Here is a 16,592-nt window from a genome sequence, read left to right on the forward strand (position 1 = left end):
CGGGGCTCGGGAACGACGCGAGAAGGCCCCGGGGCGTCATCGCCTCCAGGACCTCGGCCTGCTCGCCGCCGGGGGGCCGGAGATGCCGGGGTACGAGCGCATCACCATCGATGCTCACCGAACACCTCCCCCTGAACGCCTTGCCGTTACCGATACCACCCGAAAAGGGGATGGACGTCAACGCGACATAGACATAGGGGGATCGTCGTCGGAAGCGGAGGGGGTGTGCTTCAGCTCGTCGAGCTGCTCGGGCAACTCGACGAGCTCGACGAGCTCACGCCGGCACTGCTCGCACTCGTCGAGGTGGCGCTCGAACGCCTCGTGCTCCTCTTCATCGAGGACGCCGAGGACGTAGGCGGCCACCTCGTCATGCATCAGCCGGCTACCCCCTTGTCCCGCAGCAGCTCGCGGAGAGCCCGGATGCCGTAGTAGAGCCGGGACTTCACCGTGCCCGGCGGAATCCCCAGAATCTCCGCCGCCTCACTTATCGTACGGTCTCGGAGGTAGGTCTGCTCAATGACTTCGCGGTGTTCGTCGGACAGACTGCGGAGCGCGTCGGCGACGACGATCGCCGACAGGGCTCGCTCAGAGCCGTCCGGCACCGCCATCATGTCGACTTCGGGCGGCTCGACCTCGTGAGGCCGCACGCTCTTGCGTCGACGTCCGTCGATGACGATCCTGCGGGCTACCGTCAGTAGCCACGCCCATAAGAGGCTTGGTTCCCATTGCAGTCTTGCCGAGTTACGCCAGGCTCGGACGAGCGTCTCCTGCACGACGTCTTCGGCCCATTGGAGGTCGTTACCAGTACTTTTGCGCACGTGGCGCAGCAGAGGGCCGCCGAACTCCTGGTAAAGCACCGCGATGCGGTGCTCCGCCTCGGCATCAGCACTCTCGAACCTGCCGTCGAGGTGACCTAGCACGGGGCACATCTTTACACCTTTGTTATCGGTCCGGTAGCCACTCCGATAACTCCAGTCATTTCTAACTATTCCCGGCCATAGCTGAACCTGACCCGCTGCCGCCGCGTACCTCCGACCATGCACAGGCTTTTGCGAGGCGAGCTGTTCATGCTCGGTGGCTTCGTCCTGGCCGCCGCCGTGACGATCGTGCTGGTCATGCCCCCGTCGATCGATCCGGCGGCCGCCCAGTTCACGCAGACGTCCGCGGGACCGCTCACCGCCGCGGACCGCGACCTGCTGGTCAAGGTCCGGCAGGCCGGTCTCTGGGAGATGCCCGCGGGCGACATGGCCCAGACCCGAGCCGAGTCGCAGCGGGTCAAGGAGGTGGGCCGGCTGATCATGGAAGATCACAAGAAGCTGGACGCCCTGACCGTCCAGGCCGCCAAGAAGCTCGGCGTGGTCATCCCCGACGAGCCCAACGCCGACCAGCAACGCTGGCTCGCCCAGCTCGCGGCGGAGAGCGGCCCCGCCTTCGACAAGGACTACGCGAACCTGTTGCGTGCCGCGCACGGCAAGGTCTTCACCGTCGTGGCGGGCGTACGGTCCGGCACCCGCAACACCGAGATCAGGAAGTTCGCCGCAGAAGGCATCAACTTCGTGATGCGCCACATGGCTCTTCTGGAGTCCACGGGCCTGGTCGACTTCCAGCAGCTCCCGGAGCCCCCGACGCCCTCACCTGCACCACCCGTCGCTCTGGCGGTCGACACGAGGAGACACTAAATGACGAGTTCCAGACGCATGGCCGCGGCCATGTCCGCCTTGGCCGTGGTGGCTAGCGGGCTGGTGTCCGCGGCCGTCATCGGCGTCACCCCCGCACGGGCCGATCACTGCGACCCGGCCGAGCAGGCATCCCAGGGTCAGCAGCAGAACAACAACCGGCAGCGGCGCAACGGCGACCAACAGGGCCAGGACGACCAGCAGGACCAGAACCAGAACCAGGGTCAGGACCAAGGCCAGAACCAGGACCAAGGCCAGAACCAGGACCAGGGTCAGGGCCAGAACGACCAGCAGAACGGCGACCAGCAGCAGAACGACCAGCAGCAGGGAGGCGACCAGCAGCAGGGAGGCGACCAGCAGCAGGGCCAGGACCAGCAGCAGAACGGCGACCAGCAGGCCCCACAGGGCGGCGCCAAGCTGCTCGACCCGGCCGCGTCCCCCGAGGCCGCTCCCGAGGATGAGCAGACCGCCTCGACGTTCTCCCGCCGCCGCAACAACCCCACCAGGACCGCCACGCCGGTCCCCACCAGGAACAACCCCGGCGGCGGCAACGCCTCGCCGACCGCCTCGCCCAGCGGCTCGGCCACGAACGACCCCGACGAGGCCGCCTGCGCCGACCTGGGCCCGTTCCCCGAGGACTTCGTCGACATCCGCCAGGTCGCCCCGCAGCGGGTGAACGCACGCTTCAACCGCAACGGCTCCCGCGGCACCTTCGTCTCCCAGTGCGGCAGGAACGAGAACAAGCACAACAACCCGGACAACTTCATCGTGGCCCCCGGCGTGAGCAACGGGGCGCACCACCTGCACGACTACGTGGGCAACCTGTCGACGGACGCCTTCTCCACCGACGAGAGCCTGGCCGGGGCGGGCACCACCTGCCGGCTCGGCGACAAGTCCACCTACTTCTGGCCGGTGCTGCGCAACCGCAAGGTCGACGCGAACGACAACGACCCGGACGGCAACGTCGGCCAGCAGCTGACCGCCCGCGCGGTGCAGCTCCAGTTCCGCGGCAACGCCAGCTCCCGGGTGGTCGCCATGCCGAGGTTCCTGCGGATCATCACCGGTGACGCCAAGGCCGCGACCAACGGCCCGGCCAACGCCAAGGCCGCCTGGTCCTGCACGGGATTCCAAAATCGCATAACTACCGACAAATATCCGCTTTGCCCGCGCGGCAGCCTCGTCCTTCGTATTCTGGACTTCCCGAGCTGCTGGGACGGACAGAACACCGACAGCGCCAACCATCGCACGCACGTGGTCTTCCCCGACCAGAACGGTGCCTGTCCGCAGGGCACGCGAGCCGTCCCGCAGCTCCGCATGACGCTCGCCTACTCGGTGCCGCAGGGTCCCTCGTACGCGCTGGACGCCTTCCCCGAGCAGAAGCACAACCCGGTGACGGACCACGCAGACTTCGCCAACGTCATGCCTGACCGGCTGATGCAGACCGTCGTCTCCTGCATCAACCGGGGCCGCCGTTGCTGACCTGAGAACCGCGCCCGCGAAGGGTCATCCGCCTTCCGAGTCGCACCCTCACCCGACCTTGGAGGGAAATAGATGCTCCACAGACGACACCCCCGGCACCACGCGACCCAGCTGGACACCCGAAGCGTCCGGCTGGGGGCCAGCGCCATGGTCATGGCGGTCCTGCTGTCGGCGTTCGCGCTGACCAGGACCGAGCGTGGCATCGAACTGCTCGGCCGCGGGGTCGGCTTCCTCGAGTTCTACGCGGGCGTGTTCGCCCTGGTGCTGCTGACCGCGACGGTCGCGCTCGGCATCATCACCACCGAACGCGTCTTCCTGTCGCCGCCGAACCGGGTCCGGGCGCAGCTCGCGCACCGGGCCACCGCCCTCATCGGGCTGGCCTACCTGATCACGCACGTCTCCCTCATGATCAGTCTCGGCCACATCCCGCTGGGGGCGGCGTTCGTGCCGGTGGCCGGGATCTACGTGGCCCTCGGGACGGTGGCACTCGACCTGATGGTCCTGGCCGTGGTCACGGGGATGATCCGGGGACGCTTCGCGACGCGGAACAGGCCGTGGATGTGGCGGGTCATGCACTCCGCCGCGTACCTGGCCTGGCCCGTCGCGATCATGCACGGACTCACGGCCGGCCGCCCGCCGGCCGGCTGGGTGGCCTGGTCGTACGTGGCCAGCCTGGCGGCGGTCGGCGGGGCGCTGATCGTACGCGTGCTGGCCTCGCTCCGCAGGCCGCCCGTGGTGGCCGAAAGGGTCGAAGGACCCGCGGTGACCGCTCCGGCGGCCGTGGGCGTGCCCGCCGAGCGGCCGCAGCGGATCGCCGCAAGCAACACGGCCGCCGCCACGGCGGCGGCGAGGAACGCGCCGGTGAGCCTCGCGGAGGCTCGCCGCAGATACCGGGAGGCCGGTTGAGTAACTCGATTGCCATCGCGAAGGAGCGACCGTGATCCCGGCCAGAGTGCCCAGGGTGCTGCGTATGGGTCCGGCCCGGCTGACCGCCGGGCTGGACCACTGCCGTCGGCTGGACCTGCCCGCCCACCGCACGCTCCACGGCCTCGTGGAGCCGCGCGAGCTGGGCGAGCTCATCTCGTACGCCAACGAGGTGGACATGCGCGGGCGCGGCGGCGCGGCCTTCCCGTTCGCGCGCAAACTGCGGGCCGTGGCCGACGCGGCCGGCTCGAACGGCGAGAGCGTCGTGCTGGTCAACGGCGCCGAGGGCGAGCCGGCCAGCTCGAAGGACGCCATGCTGCTGACCCGCAACCCGCATCTCGTCCTCGACGGCGCGGTGCTGGCCGCCGAGGCCCTGGGAGCCAGGGAGGTGGTGGTCGCGACGGCCGGGGGCGAGGTGGCCGAGGCGTCCGTCGCCGCCGCGGTGGCCGAGCGCCGGGCGGCCAACGTCTCCGGCGGGGCCGAGAGCCGGGTGCCGATCCGGGTGGTCGGCATCAAGGAGCGCTTCATCTCCGGCGAGGGCGGCGCGCTGGTCAAGGCGGTCAACGGCGAGGAGGGCATCCCGCCCGGCCGCAAGAAGCGGGCCGCGACGAGCGGCGTGGACGGGCTGCCGACGCTGCTGTCCAATACCGAGACGTACGCGCAGCTCGCGCTGCTGGCCGAGTACGGCCCCCAGAAGTACGCCGCCGTCGGCACCGCCAAGGAGCCCGGCACCATCCTGCTCACCGTGAGCGGCGGCGCCGCCGACGGCGCCGTCATCGAGACCCCGACCGGCACCCTGCTGGCCGACGTGCTCGCCATGTGCGAGGCCGACATCGGCGACGGGGTGCTGATCGGCGGCTACCACGGCGCGTGGCTGTCGGCCGACGCCGTCGAGACGGCCGTGATCTCCCGCGAGGGCATGAAGGCCGCCGGCGCCACCCTCGGGGCCGGCATCATCGTGCCGCTGGGCGAGGCCACGTGCGCGCTCGGCGAGGCCGCCCGGGTCGCCTCCTACCTGGCGGGCGAGTCGGCCGGCCAGTGCGGCCCCTGCCGGCTCGGCCTGCCGGACATCGCCAAGCTGATGAACGCGCTGGTCGAGGGGACCGGCTCGGTGGACGCCGTACGCCGGGCCGTCCGGCTGGTCGAGCGGCGGGGCGCGTGCTTCCACCCCGACGGCACCGCCAAGTTCGTGCTGTCGGCGCTGGACGCCTTCGAGGCGGAGATCGCGCTCCACCTGGAGCACGGCTCGTGCGGGCGGCCGGTGCGCGGCGTCATGCCGATGCCCGAGCGCGCGGCCGAGCTGGAGTACCGCCTGGAGGTGGACTGGTCGCGCTGCCAGGGCCACGGGCTGTGCGCGCACCTGCTGCCGGAGTTCGTGGAGCTGGACGACTACGGCTTCCCGTCGTTCCGCAACGTGCCCGCGTGGATGGCCAAGGAGGCGCGGCGGGCCGTGGACATGTGCCCGGCGCTGGCCCTGCGGCTGGCCGGCACGGGCGGGGACGGGCACGGGCCCGGCCCGTCGAAGCCGACCGGCTCGCCGCTCCGGCTGGTCAAGGACGGCGTGATGAAGGCGGCGAGCGTGCCCAGGCTGGCCCGGGCCGGCGCCGGAGGAGGAGCGGCCGGGTGACGGACTCGTGACGAACCCGGTGCTCCATGCCGGCGTCTCACCGTTGGGCACCACGACGGAGAGGACCCTCATGGATCGCCGGGATCTGCTGCGCGCGGCGGCGGTGGCCCCGCTCGCCGCCTTCGCCTCCGCCCCCGACTGGCGGGCGCTGCGCCGGCGGCTGGACGGGACGCTGGTGCTGCCCGCGGACGCCGGGTACGCCGCAGCCCGCCGCCTGTTCAACCCGGCCTACGACCGGATCAGGCCGGCCGGGCTCGCCTACTGCGCGAGCGCGGCCGACGTGGCGGCGTGCCTGGCCTTCGCCCGGGCGGGCGGCATCCCCGTCACCGCCCGCTCGGGCGGCCACTCGTACGCGGGCTGGTCCACGGGCACCGGGCTGGTGATCGACCTGTCCAGGATGTCGTCGGTCCGCTACGCGGGCGGCCGGGCCACGGTCGGCGCCGGGGCGAGACTCATCGACGTCTACGACCGCCTCGCCTCGCACGGCGTGAGCGTGCCCGCCGGCTCCTGCCCGACGGTGGGGGTCGGCGGTCTCGCGCTCGGCGGCGGCCTCGGCGTCGTGTCCAGGAAGCACGGCCTGACCTGCGACGCGCTGGAGGCGGTCCGGGTGGTGACGGCCGACGGGCGGGTGCTCGACTGCGACGCCTCCCGGCATCCCGACCTCTTCTGGGCCTGCAGGGGCGGGGGCGGCGGCAACTTCGGCGTGGCCGTGTCCTTCACCTTCCGTACGTTCGCGACCGGCAGGGCGACGGTGTTCTTCCTGCACTGGCCGTGGGCGAAGGCGGGGGCGGCGGTGCGCGAGTGGCAGACGTGGGCCCCGTCCGCGCCGGACGAGCTGTGGTCGTCGCTGCACCTGACGCGTTCGGCGGGCGGGCTGGACGTGGAGGTCGTGGGCACCTTCCTCGGCGGCGCGGCGGCGCTGGACCGGGCGCTGGCCCCGCTGGTCGCGCGGCTCGGGCGGCCCGCCCGGCGGTGGGCGCGCACGGTGTCGCACCTGGAGGCCATGAAGGCCATGGGCGGCTGCGGGTCGCGGACGACGGCCGAGTGCAGGCGGATCCCGCGCACGGCGTTCGCCGCCAGGTCGCATCTGGCCTACCGGCGGCTGCCGGCGGACGGGATCCGGGCACTGGTGGAGGGGGTGGCCCGCGGCGGGCGGCACTCGGTGCTGCTCGACGCCATGGGCGGCGCGATCGGACGGGTGGCGCCGGCGGCGACGGCTTTTCCGCACCGGGCGGCCCTTTACAGCGTACAGTATTACCAAGAAGGAATGGATCGGACATGGTTGCGGGCAATACACGCCGACATGTCCGAATATTTCGGGGATCATGCGTATGTGAATTACATCGACCCCGATTTAGCGAACTGGCGGAGCGCGTATTACGGGCCCAACGCGGCGCGGCTGGCGGCGGTCAAGGCCGCCTACGACCCCGGCCGGCTCTTCCGGCTCCCGCAGGGCGTGTGACCTGTCTCTAGGACTTGTCCTGGCGCTTGGCCCGGTGGATCTTGCCGCGCACGTACACCGGGTCGCCTACCTTGACGATCTCGAACAGCCGCTTGGAGACCGCCATCGGCACCCGTACGCAGCCGTGCGAGGCCGGCCGCAGCGGCACCTGCGTCGAGCCGTGCAGGGCGATCCCGCCGACGAAGTAGAGCGAGTTGTACATCGAGCCCAGCCGCCCGGTCGTCCAGCCCGGCGCGCGGCTGGTGACCCGGAAGTCGCCCACCGGCGTGATCGCGTTCCCGCAGCGCCCGCCCTCGCAGTAGCGCACCTCGGCGCCCGAGGAGATGTGCGAGGTGAGCACCGGGCGGCGGTTGCGGTAGACGGTGAGGAGCTGGTAGGTCAGGTCCACCTCGACCCGGTTCGCGGCGCCCTTGGGCACCAGGGGCCCCCGGCGCTTGCGCCGGTCGAACGCCTTCAGCATCTCGGGGCCGACCGCGGCAGTCGGCATGATCCTGCGGCTCTTCTGGAAGGCCCAGACGGCGAACTTGGTCTGCTCGTCGTAGACGCCGTTGGACCGGCCGAAGTAGAAGCCGCGGTCGTGGAGGCGCCGCTGCAGCGCCTTGACCTCCTCGCCGCGGTCGCCCGGCCGCAGCACGACCTCGGGAGTCGTTTCCTCGTCGGCCACGGCCGGCGCACTCATCAGCATTGAAAAGCCGCATCCCAGGATGAGTGCGGCTATTCCTCGTACCTTAGTCCTCATATAGCGCGCGTACCCGAATCATCGAATAAGCACCTTCTCGCTTCGGAAAACAAGTCGCGATCCTCCCATCTGTTCCGGGAAGATGTGGCGGTATGCGTAACTGGCCGCTTTTCAACCTGTCCATCACGACGCCGCGTCTCGTGCTGCGTATCCCGTCCCTGGAGGACCTCGACGAGCTGGGCGACCGCGCCGCCGAGGGCATCCACGAGGACGGCTTCATGCCGTTCCTGTTCCCCTGGACGGAGGGCGAGCCCGCCGAGCGGGCCCGCAGGACCGCGCAGTACCACTTCCGCGCCTGGGGCGCGCTGACCGCCGACGACTGGGCGCTGGAGTTCGCCGTCCTGTACGAGGGCCAGGTCGTCGGCACCCAGGGGCTCCAGGCCAAGAACTTCGCCGTCACCCGTGAGGCGGGCTCCGGCTCCTGGCTCGGCCGGCGCTTCCAGGGGCAGGGCATCGGCACCGAGATGCGGGCGGCCGTCCTGCACCTGGCCTTCGCCGGGCTCGGCGCACGCTACGCGGTGACGGAGGCGTTCGAGGACAACCACGCCTCGATGGCGGTCACGCGCAAGCTCGGCTACCGAGAGGACGGTTTCTGGACGCACGCCCGCAAGGGCGAGCCGGTCGTCTCCCAGCGCTTCCGGCTGGCCGCCGAGGACTGGAGCGAGACCCCGGGCATCGAGATCCACAACCTCGGCCCGTGCCTGCCACTGCTGGGCCTCGACGGCTCCTGACCTGCCAATTTAGCCCGATTTATCGCCATTTCCGAGGACGTCTTACCCTAGAACGGAGTTCGAGCCTGGAGGTGGCCGTGGTCACGGGTGTGTTGATCGACTGGGGCGGGGTGCTCACGACCAGTCTCGCCGACTCCATCGCCAAGTGGATCGAGGCGGACCGGATCGACGGCGAGCACTACCGCTCCGTCATGCGCGAGATGATCGACCACGCCTACGGCGAGGGCGCGGGCGAGAGCGCCGTGCACGCCCTGGAGCGCGGCGAGCTCGACGGGCCCGCGTTCGAGCGCGACCTCGCCGCCCGCCTGCTGACCCTCGACGGGGTGCCGCCGGTCGCCGACGGGCTGCTGGAGCGCATGTTCGCCGGGTTCGAACGGGTCGAGGCGATGCACGACATGCTGCGCGACGTACGCGCCCAGGGCGTCAGGACCTGCCTGGTCTCCAACTCCTGGTCCCACACCTACCAGCGCGACGGCTGGGACGACATCTTCGACGCCGTGGTCATCTCGGGCGAGGTCGGCATGCGCAAGCCCGAGCCGCGCATCTTCCACCACGCCCTCGCCCTGGTCGGGCTGCCCGGCGCGGAATGCGTGTTCATCGACGACATCGAGGCCAACATCACGGCCGCGCGCGCCCTCGGCATGGCCGGGATCCACCACCGCGACGCGGACACGACCATCACGGAACTCGAGTCTCTCCTACGCCTCACGCTCCGGCGGGCATGATAGGTGCCCTGCACGCCGGGCCGGTCCCGGCGGCCTGAAGCACGAAAGGTTCGTGATGCGCGTCTATCTGCCGTGCACCCTCCCGGCCCTGGCCACCGCGGTCAAGCTGGGAGAGCTGGGCCCGGCCCCGCTGACCGGCTACGCGGTGACCCCCGCGCTGACCGAGTGGTACGCCTCGGGCGACACCGAGGAGCTCGAGTACGTGGCGCTGACCGAGGCCGCCCGCGCCTCGCTGCGCATGCTGGCGGCCGACCGCGCCGACGGCGTCCAGGCGCCGGCGCGCCGGGTGGTGATCGCCGCCGAGGTGCCGGAGTCCGCCGCCAGAGCCGGCGCCGACCTGGAGGAACGCGCCCGCGTACGGCTCGCGCAGGCGGTGCCGCTGACCAAGGTGGCCGCCGTGCACATCGACGACGTGGAGGCGACCGCCGACGTCGAGGCCGCGCTCGCCGCGCTGCCCGCCGCCGACGAGGGCGACGACGACGCCCGCTTCACGGTGGACGGGGCGGAGGCCCACGAGCTCATGTGGTACGCCACCCAGGAGATCCCCGACCTGTTGCGATCATGAAAAAGATCACAAAACCTTGACCAATCCGCGCCGATCATCGCTAATGTCCCGACGCAGCACTGTTTCTTACACGAGGAGTCGATTCCAAGTGAAGCTTCGCGTAGCGGCGACCGCGATCGGGGCAGCGGCGGTCACCCTCCTGGCGGGCTCCCCAGCCCACGCACAGGCCGCGCTGAAGCCCTATGACCACCAGGATCCCTACCGCAGCGGTTGCGGCAACTCGGCGCGCGTCGTGCGCACCGCCGCGATCAAGACCCGGTTCAACGACAAGGTGGGCACGGTCAAGCTCATGTGGTCGGGCAAGTGCAAGACCAACTGGACCGAGATCACCACGATGTCCTCCGCGTCCGGCACCATCCGGGTCTACCGCAATGGCGCGTACGACACCTTCCAGTTCAAGAAGGGCAACGGCGGCCGGCACTGGGGCAACATGCTCTACGCCAACAACGTCTGCGCGTGGGGCAGCGCCTCCGTCCAGTGGAACGGCGGCCGGGGCGGCCAGACCGGCACCGGCACCACCTCCAAGGCCTGCGGCTGAGCACGTCCCCGGGCCGCGGCCGGTCGGTCGTGTCCCGGGGCCTTCGCGGGGAAATGTCGGCCCCGGCTAATAAGCTGACCCCCAAATGACGAAACACATCATTTGGGACTGGAACGGCACACTGTTCCACGACATCGACGCCGTGGTCGGGGCCACCAACGAGGTCTTCAAGGCGTACGCGCTGCCCGCCCTGACCGCCGACGGCTTCCGCGCCGTCTACACCCGGCCCATCTGGGTCGCCTACGAGCGCCTGCTCGGCCGCCCGCTCGCCGAGGGCGAGTGGGAACTGCTCGACGACGGCTTCCACGAGCACTACTTCCGGCTCAGCGAGGTCTGCGGGCTCGCCGCCGACGCCGAGACGGTGCTCACCGGCTGGACCGGCACCCAGTCGCTCTGCTCGATGGCGCCGCACACGCACCTGGTGCCGAAGGTGGACGCGTTCGGCATCACCCGGCACTTCACCCGCGTCGACGGGCTGCACGGCACCACCGGCGGCGAGAAGGCCGCCCACATGGCCGCACACATCCAGGCGCTCGACGTGGACCCCTCCGAGGTGCTGGTGATCGGCGACAGCGTGGACGACGGGATGGCCGCCCGCCACGTGGGCGCGCGGGCCGTGCTCTACACCGGCGGCATGTCCACCAGGGCCGAGCTGGAGGACACCGGGCTGCCGGTGGTCGACACGCTGGCCGCCGCCCTCGACTTCGCCTGACGCGGGTCATACGAAATCCCCCGGACGGCGGGCCCGCGCGGGCGCGCCGCCCTTACTCTTGCAGTGTTCCTTCCAGGAGGCTGCCATCAACCGCCTTGTGCTGTGGAACGTCGACCTGACGCTGGTCGACGTCGCCATCGTGACCAGAGACGCCTACGCCGAGGCGTTCCGGGCCGTGACCGGCCGCCCACTGGTCAAGCTCGTCCCGCCCATGGGCCGGCCCGACTCCGAGGTCGTCTTCGAGACGCTCGCCGTCAACGGGGTGCAGGCCGAGGACGACCATCTGCCGGGGTTCCTGGCCGCGCTGGCCACGGCCTTCGCCGCGCGCAAGGGGCGGCTGGCCAAGGAGGGGCGGGCGATGGCCGGGGCCAAGGACGCGCTGCGGGCGGTGGCCCGGCTGGACGGCGTGGCGCAGACCGTGCTCACCGGGACGATCAAGAGCAACGCGGTGCTCAAGCTGAAGGCGTTCGGGCTGGACAAGTTCGTCGACTTCGAGCTCGGCGGCTACGGCGAGGAGCCCTACCCCAAGGCGACGCTGCTCCAGGTCGCCCAGGGGCGGGCCAAGGCGCGGCTCGGCACGACCTTCACGGCGGCCAACACCGTGCTGATCGGCGACTCCGTCCGGGACGTCCAGGCGGCCAGGATCGGCGGGGCGGCGATGATCGGCGTCGCCTCCGGGCGCTCGATGGCCGCCGAGCTCCGGGAGGCCGGCGCCGACCTGGTGCTCCCCGACCTCTCCAACGCCTCCGAGGTCGTCCAGGCCGTCGCCGCCCTCACCACCCCCGCCACCCGCAAGGCCGGCTGACCTCAGCCGAGAGCCCGCAGGAAGCGGGCGGCGGCCGGGGCCGCCACGGCGGAGCCCGCGCCGCCGCCCTCGGCGATCACGGCGAAGGCCACGTCCCCCTTGTAGCCGATGAACCACGAGTGCGCCGGCGGCTCCTCGCCGGAGCCGTACTCCGCGGTGCCGGTCTTGCCCGCGGTGCCGGCCGGGAAGTGCACGGCCTGCGCGGTCCCGTCCGTGACGACGGCGGGCATGAGGCTGCGCAGGGCGGCCACCACGGCGGGCTCCAGCGGCCGGGGGGCGCGGTCCAGGCTGCTGGGGTGCTCCTCAAGGACGAGCCGGGGCGGGATCCACGCCCCCGACGCGATGGCGGCGGCGACGGAGGCCATGTTGAGCGGGCTCGCCAGCACCCGCCCCTGGCCGATGGAGGCGGAGGCGAGGTCGGTGTCGTCCTTGGGGTCGGGGAACTCCGCCCGTACGGCGGGCACGCCGGGCGTGATCGGCGTGCCGAAGCCGAAGCTCCGCGCGACCTCCGCCAGCCGCCCTCCGCCGAGCGAGGCCACGCTCATCTCGCCGAACGTCGTGTTGCACGAGTGCGCGAACGCCTCGCGGAAGGTCAGCGTCCCGAAGTCCTCGAACCCGGCGTTGTGGAACGGGAAGCCGCCGATGTTCTTCTCGGCCGGGCAGGTGACCCGCTGCCCCGGCTTGACGCCGTCCGCGACCAGCGCCGAGGCCGTCACGACCTTGAACGTCGAGCCCGGCGGGTACGCTCCGAGCAGCGCCCGGTTGAACCCGCCCGGCTTGTTGACCACGGCCAGGATCTCCCCCGTCGAGGCCCGCAGCGCCACGAGCGAGGCGGGCTGGGTGACGTCCTCCAGCGCCGCCGCGCCCGCCCGGTGGACGGCGAGGTCGAGGGTGGTCTTGACGGGCCGCACCCCGCCGGCTGGTACGACATTCCGCACCAGCTGGTTCCCCTGGTAAAGGTCGATCCGGGCGCGGTCGAGGGGCTTGAAGCGGTCGGGGTAGGTCTGCTTGACGCCTTCGACGAGCTGCTGCACCGAGCCTGGCGCGTCCGGGGTGCTGATGGACGTGCCGTCCGCGGCCAGCACCTGCGGCGGGTCGATCTTCTCCGTCTTCACGCGCAGGGAGTGGTCCGGGGAGGTGAGCAGCGGGTGCAGGGCGGCCGGCGTCCAGGCGACCTTCCACGCGCCGCCGCGCTCGACCATGCGCAGCCTTCCGTCGTAATCCCAGTCGCGGCCACCGGACAGCTTCGCGTTGAAGGACAGGTAGCCCTCGTCGTCCGGCCCGTTGTAGGCGAAGGGCCCGGTGGAGACCGACCGGCGGAACGTCGCCTGAGTGATCTTGAGATCGGTACGGAACCGCTGGAGCCGGGTCTCGAAGTCGGCGGGCGGGTCGGCGACGAGCTCCCGCATGGCGGCGTGGTCCTGGTCGCTCCAGGCCGCGAGGTAGCGGTCGGCGGTCTCCTCGGCCGACCCTTCGGTGCGCAGCGCCCAGATCACGCCGCCCGCGGCCACGACCGGGATCAGGAGCACGGCGAGCAGCCAGGGCCAGCGGCGTCGTCGCCGCCGGATGGGCTGCTCCGGCTGAAGATAGGCATACTTTGCCCCCGTTTGTGGTGCCATGCGAGGAAGCAGACCAGAGCGGCCACCGGGATGTCCAATAGTGATATAGGACTTCCATCCTTATAAAAATGGATATGGTCCCTGGTCCGGCAGCCTTTCTCAGCGGAGGCGAGGGAGAAGGCAGGCGGCCACGAGCACCAGAGCCGAGCACACGGCCAACGCGGCCTCAAGCGAGAACGTGTCGACGATCAGGCCGTTCATCGTTCCTGCGAGGGCGCGAGAGCCTGTCAGCGCGACCGTCCAGAGCGCCATGACCCGGCCGCGGAACTCCTCGGCCACCCGTTCGTACAGCATGGTGCTGAAGCTCGTCACGGCCAAGGTCATACCGACGCCGGCGAGCCCCAGCAGCACACACGCGAGCCACGGCAGGTCCGCGACGGCGAGGACCAAGGTGCTGACGGCGAGCAGCGCCGCTCCACCCGCACCGGTACGGACCCGGCCGAGGAGCCTCCTGCTCACGGACAGAACCGGGTAAGCCGCCATGGCTCCCACGCCGAAGGACGCGGCCAGGACACCCACCAACGCCTGGTCGTCCCCCAGCTTCTCGGACAGGGACGGCACCAGGGTGATCGCGGGGTCCGCCCCGATGGACACCGCCGCCGTCCCGAAGAGCAGGACGAGCAGCCCGGTGTCCGAGCGCAGGTAGCGAAAACCTCCCAGAAGCGACGTTCCCACGTTCGAGGCGAGGCGCTTCGTCCGCTCCAGGGGCAGCGTACGGATCACCAGCGCGAACACGACATGCGCTGCCGCCGCCATGGCGAACGCCTGAGCGGGCCCGGCGAACACCATGATGGCGACACCGAGCACCGGCCCGGCCACCCGGGCCAGCGTCCCCGGCAGGTTGTAGAGCGCGACGGCCTGCGGCAACTCGGACGGACGGACCAGCAAGGGAAGCATCGCGTTCAGGGCAGGACCGCCGATGGCGAACCCGATCCCGAGCACGAGGCCCGCTCCCACCAGGGCCGGCACCGGAAGCGCCGCCGCCCCCACGACGGCGATCCAGACCGCCAGGCCACCCGATCCCAGGATGGCCAGGCTCCGGCCCAGGAGGATCTGACGCCGCAGGTTCCCCCGATCGGCCATCGCACCGCTCAACGGCGCCAGAACGATCTGAGGTGACCACTGGGCCGCCATGACGAGGCCGACGACGAGCGTCGACCTGGTCAACTGGTAGGCGAGGCTGACGGAGACGATGCTGTGGATCCACACCGCCCACGTCGCCAGGTTCAGGCCCCAGAAGTAGGAGCCGAAGACCCGGTCGAGTACGAGCTTGAGTGAGTTCCTCGCGGCTGCCGAGCCCTCCCCCGCCCTGACCTCCGTCACGACCCGGCATCCGTCAGCGGTTGTCGAGCTTCATCCACGAGCAGGGTCTCCCGAGCCGATGGTCCAGGTGTCCTCGCCGTGGAGCAGGCCGGCGAGGCTGCCCGCGCCCTTGTCGGCCGTGGCCGCCCGGACCTGCTCGTTGAGCAGCTGGTCGTACGACGGCCGGTCGATGGAGCGGAAGACGCCGATCGGCACGTGCTCGAACGCCGGCTCGTCCAGCCGCGACAGCGCGAACGCCGCCGACGGGTCGGGGTTGTGGGCGTCGTGCACGAGGATCTCGCCGTCGGCGACCTCGGCGCGGCGCACGACCTCGACGCCGCCCGTGGGCGACAGCCGTACGGCGCGCTCGTTGTCGCCGGTGCCGAACACGATCGGCTGCCCGTGCTCCAGCCGGACGGTGATCTCGTCGCGGGTGCCCGAGTCCTTCAGCGTGTCGAAGGCGCCGTCGTTGAAGATGTTGCAGTTCTGGTAGATCTCCACCAGCGAGGCGCCGCGGTGCTCGACGGCCTGGCGCAGCACGCCCTGCAGGTGCTTGCGGTCGCTGTCGATGGTCCGGGCGACGAACCCGGCCTCGGCCCCGAGCGCCAGCGAGATCGGGTTGAACGGCTTGTCCAGCGAGCCCATCGGCGTCGACTTGGTGATCTTGCCGATCTCGCTCGTGGGAGAGTACTGCCCCTTGGTCAGGCCGTAGATCCTGTTGTTGAACAGCAGGATGTTCAGGTTGACGTTGCGGCGCAGCGCATGGATCAGGTGGTTGCCGCCGATCGACAGCGCGTCGCCGTCACCGGTGATCACCCACACCGACAGGTCCGGCCGGGAGGCGGCCAGCCCGGTGGCGATGGCCGGAGCCCGCCCGTGGATCGAGTGGAACCCGTAGGTGTCGAGGTAGTAAGGGAACCGCGAGGAGCAGCCGATGCCGGAGACGAACACGATGTTCTCGCGCCTCAGCCCCAGCTCGGGCAGGAAGCTCTGCACCGCCGCCAGGATCGCGTAGTCACCGCAGCCCGGGCACCAGCGCACCTCCTGGTCGGACTTGAAGTCCTTCAGGCTCTGCTTGCCGTCGGCGCGGGGGACGAGGGCCAGTCCCTTGCCGTTGAGGGTGTCAGTCACTTTCGATCACTTCCTGGATGACGGCGGCGAGCTCGGCGGCCTTGAACGGGAGCCCGCGCACCCGGTTGTAGCTGATCACGTCGACCAGATGGCGGGCCCGCAGCAGCATCGCGAGCTGGCCGAGGTTGATCTCGGGCAGCAGCACCTTGTCGTAGGAGCGCAGCACCTCGCCGGTGTTGGCGGGCAGCGGGTTGAGGTGCCGCAGGTGCGCCTGGGCCACCTTGTGCCCGGCCGCGCGCACCCGGCGGGCCGCGGCCGCGATCGGCCCGTAAGTCGAGCCCCAGCCGAGCACGAGCACCCGGGCGTCGCCGTCGGGGTCGTCCACGGTCAGGTCGGGCACGTCGATGCCGTCGATCTTGGCCTGGCGCAGCCGGACCATCCGGTCGTGGTTGTCGGGGTCGTAGGAGATGTTGCCGGTGCCGTCGGCCTTCTCGATGCCGCCGATCCGGTGCTCCAGCCCCGCCGTGCCGGGCACCGCCCACGGGCGGGCCAGCGTCTCGGGGTCGCGACTGTACGGCAGGTAAGTCGTGCCGTCCTCGCCGTTGGGCTCGGTGGTG

The 16,592-nt window shown here is 70.9% G+C and carries 17 protein-coding genes and 1 pseudogene; 11 read left to right on the forward strand and 7 right to left on the reverse strand.

Features of this window, described 5'->3' with window-relative positions:
- Positions 1 to 177: 177 nt before the first annotated feature.
- Positions 178 to 375: a zf-HC2 domain-containing protein gene (locus tag BMW85_RS10270; RefSeq protein WP_091079819.1), complete on the reverse strand. Its 198-nt coding sequence runs from the start codon at positions 373 to 375 to the stop codon at positions 178 to 180.
- Positions 375 to 920: a sigma-70 family RNA polymerase sigma factor gene (locus BMW85_RS10275; protein ID WP_020541421.1), complete on the reverse strand. Its 546-nt coding sequence runs from the start codon at positions 918 to 920 to the stop codon at positions 375 to 377. Before BMW85_RS10275 ends, BMW85_RS10270 begins: the two co-directional genes overlap by 1 nt.
- A 117-nt stretch (positions 921 to 1,037) precedes the next feature.
- Between BMW85_RS10275 and BMW85_RS10280 the strand changes: the two genes are divergently transcribed.
- From BMW85_RS10280 to BMW85_RS10300, 5 genes are all read left to right on the forward strand, one after another.
- The gene (locus BMW85_RS10280) at positions 1,038 to 1,679 is read left to right on the forward strand and encodes a DUF4142 domain-containing protein (protein WP_091079821.1); all 642 of its coding nucleotides are present in this window, start codon (positions 1,038 to 1,040) and stop codon (positions 1,677 to 1,679) included.
- Positions 1,680 to 3,155 (forward strand): DUF1996 domain-containing protein, encoded by a 1,476-nt coding sequence (locus BMW85_RS10285; RefSeq protein ID WP_143082192.1) that lies wholly within the window; start codon positions 1,680 to 1,682, stop codon positions 3,153 to 3,155.
- Positions 3,156 to 3,227: 72 nt separating this feature from the next.
- Positions 3,228 to 4,061, forward strand: a complete 834-nt coding sequence (locus BMW85_RS10290) for a ferric reductase-like transmembrane domain-containing protein (protein ID WP_143082193.1) — start codon at positions 3,228 to 3,230, stop codon at positions 4,059 to 4,061.
- Positions 4,062 to 4,092: 31 nt separating this feature from the next.
- Entirely contained in the window at positions 4,093 to 5,706 is a 1,614-nt protein-coding gene (locus BMW85_RS10295; protein WP_342743389.1) for an NADH-quinone oxidoreductase subunit NuoF family protein, read from the forward strand.
- Positions 5,707 to 5,776: 70 nt separating this feature from the next.
- The gene (locus tag BMW85_RS10300; protein WP_143082194.1) at positions 5,777 to 7,168 is read left to right on the forward strand and encodes an FAD-binding oxidoreductase; all 1,392 of its coding nucleotides are present in this window, start codon (positions 5,777 to 5,779) and stop codon (positions 7,166 to 7,168) included.
- A gap of 7 nt (positions 7,169 to 7,175) precedes the next feature.
- On the opposite strand, the gene BMW85_RS10305 is transcribed toward BMW85_RS10300, so the two are convergent.
- On the reverse strand, positions 7,176 to 7,832 hold the full coding sequence (locus tag BMW85_RS10305; RefSeq protein ID WP_177240591.1) for a L,D-transpeptidase family protein: 657 nt from the start codon (positions 7,830 to 7,832) through the stop codon (positions 7,176 to 7,178).
- Positions 7,833 to 7,999: 167 nt separating this feature from the next.
- On the opposite strand from BMW85_RS10305, the gene BMW85_RS10310 reads away from it, so the two are divergent.
- From BMW85_RS10310 to BMW85_RS10335, 6 genes are all read left to right on the forward strand, one after another.
- Positions 8,000 to 8,638, forward strand: coding sequence for a GNAT family N-acetyltransferase (locus BMW85_RS10310; protein ID WP_091079833.1), 639 nt, complete (start codon positions 8,000 to 8,002; stop codon positions 8,636 to 8,638).
- Between the two features lie 71 nt (positions 8,639 to 8,709).
- On the forward strand, positions 8,710 to 9,363 hold the full coding sequence (locus BMW85_RS10315) for an HAD family hydrolase (protein WP_091079834.1): 654 nt from the start codon (positions 8,710 to 8,712) through the stop codon (positions 9,361 to 9,363).
- A 55-nt stretch (positions 9,364 to 9,418) separates the two neighbouring features.
- Positions 9,419 to 9,928 (forward strand): DUF6912 family protein, encoded by a 510-nt coding sequence (locus BMW85_RS10320; RefSeq protein ID WP_091079837.1) that lies wholly within the window; start codon positions 9,419 to 9,421, stop codon positions 9,926 to 9,928.
- An 88-nt stretch (positions 9,929 to 10,016) separates the two neighbouring features.
- Positions 10,017 to 10,466: a DUF2690 domain-containing protein gene (locus BMW85_RS10325; protein ID WP_177240592.1), complete on the forward strand. Its 450-nt coding sequence runs from the start codon at positions 10,017 to 10,019 to the stop codon at positions 10,464 to 10,466.
- Positions 10,467 to 10,551: 85 nt separating this feature from the next.
- The gene (locus BMW85_RS10330) at positions 10,552 to 11,178 is read left to right on the forward strand and encodes an HAD family hydrolase (RefSeq protein WP_091079843.1); all 627 of its coding nucleotides are present in this window, start codon (positions 10,552 to 10,554) and stop codon (positions 11,176 to 11,178) included.
- A 97-nt stretch (positions 11,179 to 11,275) separates the two neighbouring features.
- Positions 11,276 to 11,983 (forward strand): HAD family hydrolase, encoded by a 708-nt coding sequence (locus BMW85_RS10335; protein WP_091079845.1) that lies wholly within the window; start codon positions 11,276 to 11,278, stop codon positions 11,981 to 11,983.
- 2 nt (positions 11,984 to 11,985) lie between these two features.
- Here BMW85_RS10335 and BMW85_RS10340 read toward each other — a convergent pair whose 3' ends face one another.
- The 4 genes and pseudogenes from BMW85_RS10340 to BMW85_RS50305 all read right to left on the reverse strand — a co-directional run.
- Complete coding sequence (locus BMW85_RS10340; protein WP_245774713.1) at positions 11,986 to 13,602, reverse strand: penicillin-binding transpeptidase domain-containing protein; 1,617 nt, start codon at positions 13,600 to 13,602, stop codon at positions 11,986 to 11,988.
- Positions 13,603 to 13,701: 99 nt separating this feature from the next.
- Positions 13,702 to 14,925, reverse strand: a complete 1,224-nt coding sequence (locus BMW85_RS10345) for an MFS transporter (protein ID WP_091079850.1) — start codon at positions 14,923 to 14,925, stop codon at positions 13,702 to 13,704.
- Between the two features lie 30 nt (positions 14,926 to 14,955).
- Positions 14,956 to 16,035, reverse strand: a complete 1,080-nt coding sequence (locus tag BMW85_RS10350; protein ID WP_091079852.1) for a 2-oxoacid:ferredoxin oxidoreductase subunit beta — start codon at positions 16,033 to 16,035, stop codon at positions 14,956 to 14,958.
- A pseudogene (locus BMW85_RS50305) lies at positions 16,028 to 16,592 on the reverse strand (2-oxoacid:acceptor oxidoreductase subunit alpha); the annotation flags it as partial. The gene BMW85_RS10350 and the pseudogene BMW85_RS50305, both read right to left, overlap by 8 nt.

Source organism: Nonomuraea wenchangensis (assembly GCF_900111685.1).
Lineage (GTDB): Bacteria > Actinomycetota > Actinomycetes > Streptosporangiales > Streptosporangiaceae > Nonomuraea > Nonomuraea wenchangensis.

Excerpts from the sequence above, each read along its gene's own strand:
- BMW85_RS10320 (WP_091079837.1), top strand. The coding sequence starts at position 9,419 with ATGCGCGTCTATCTGCCGTGCACCCTCCCGGCCCTGGCCACCGCGGTC.
- BMW85_RS10300 (WP_143082194.1), top strand. The coding sequence starts at position 5,777 with ATGGATCGCCGGGATCTGCTGCGCGCGGCGGCGGTGGCCCCGCTCGCC.
- BMW85_RS10330 (WP_091079843.1), top strand. The coding sequence starts at position 10,552 with ATGACGAAACACATCATTTGGGACTGGAACGGCACACTGTTCCACGAC.
- BMW85_RS10285 (WP_143082192.1), top strand. The coding sequence starts at position 1,680 with ATGACGAGTTCCAGACGCATGGCCGCGGCCATGTCCGCCTTGGCCGTG.
- BMW85_RS10340 (WP_245774713.1), bottom strand. The coding sequence starts at position 13,602 with ATGGCACCACAAACGGGGGCAAAGTATGCCTATCTTCAGCCGGAGCAG.
- BMW85_RS10270 (WP_091079819.1), bottom strand. The coding sequence starts at position 375 with ATGCATGACGAGGTGGCCGCCTACGTCCTCGGCGTCCTCGATGAAGAG.
- BMW85_RS10310 (WP_091079833.1), top strand. The coding sequence starts at position 8,000 with ATGCGTAACTGGCCGCTTTTCAACCTGTCCATCACGACGCCGCGTCTC.
- BMW85_RS10280 (WP_091079821.1), top strand. The coding sequence starts at position 1,038 with ATGCACAGGCTTTTGCGAGGCGAGCTGTTCATGCTCGGTGGCTTCGTC.
- BMW85_RS10290 (WP_143082193.1), top strand. The coding sequence starts at position 3,228 with ATGCTCCACAGACGACACCCCCGGCACCACGCGACCCAGCTGGACACC.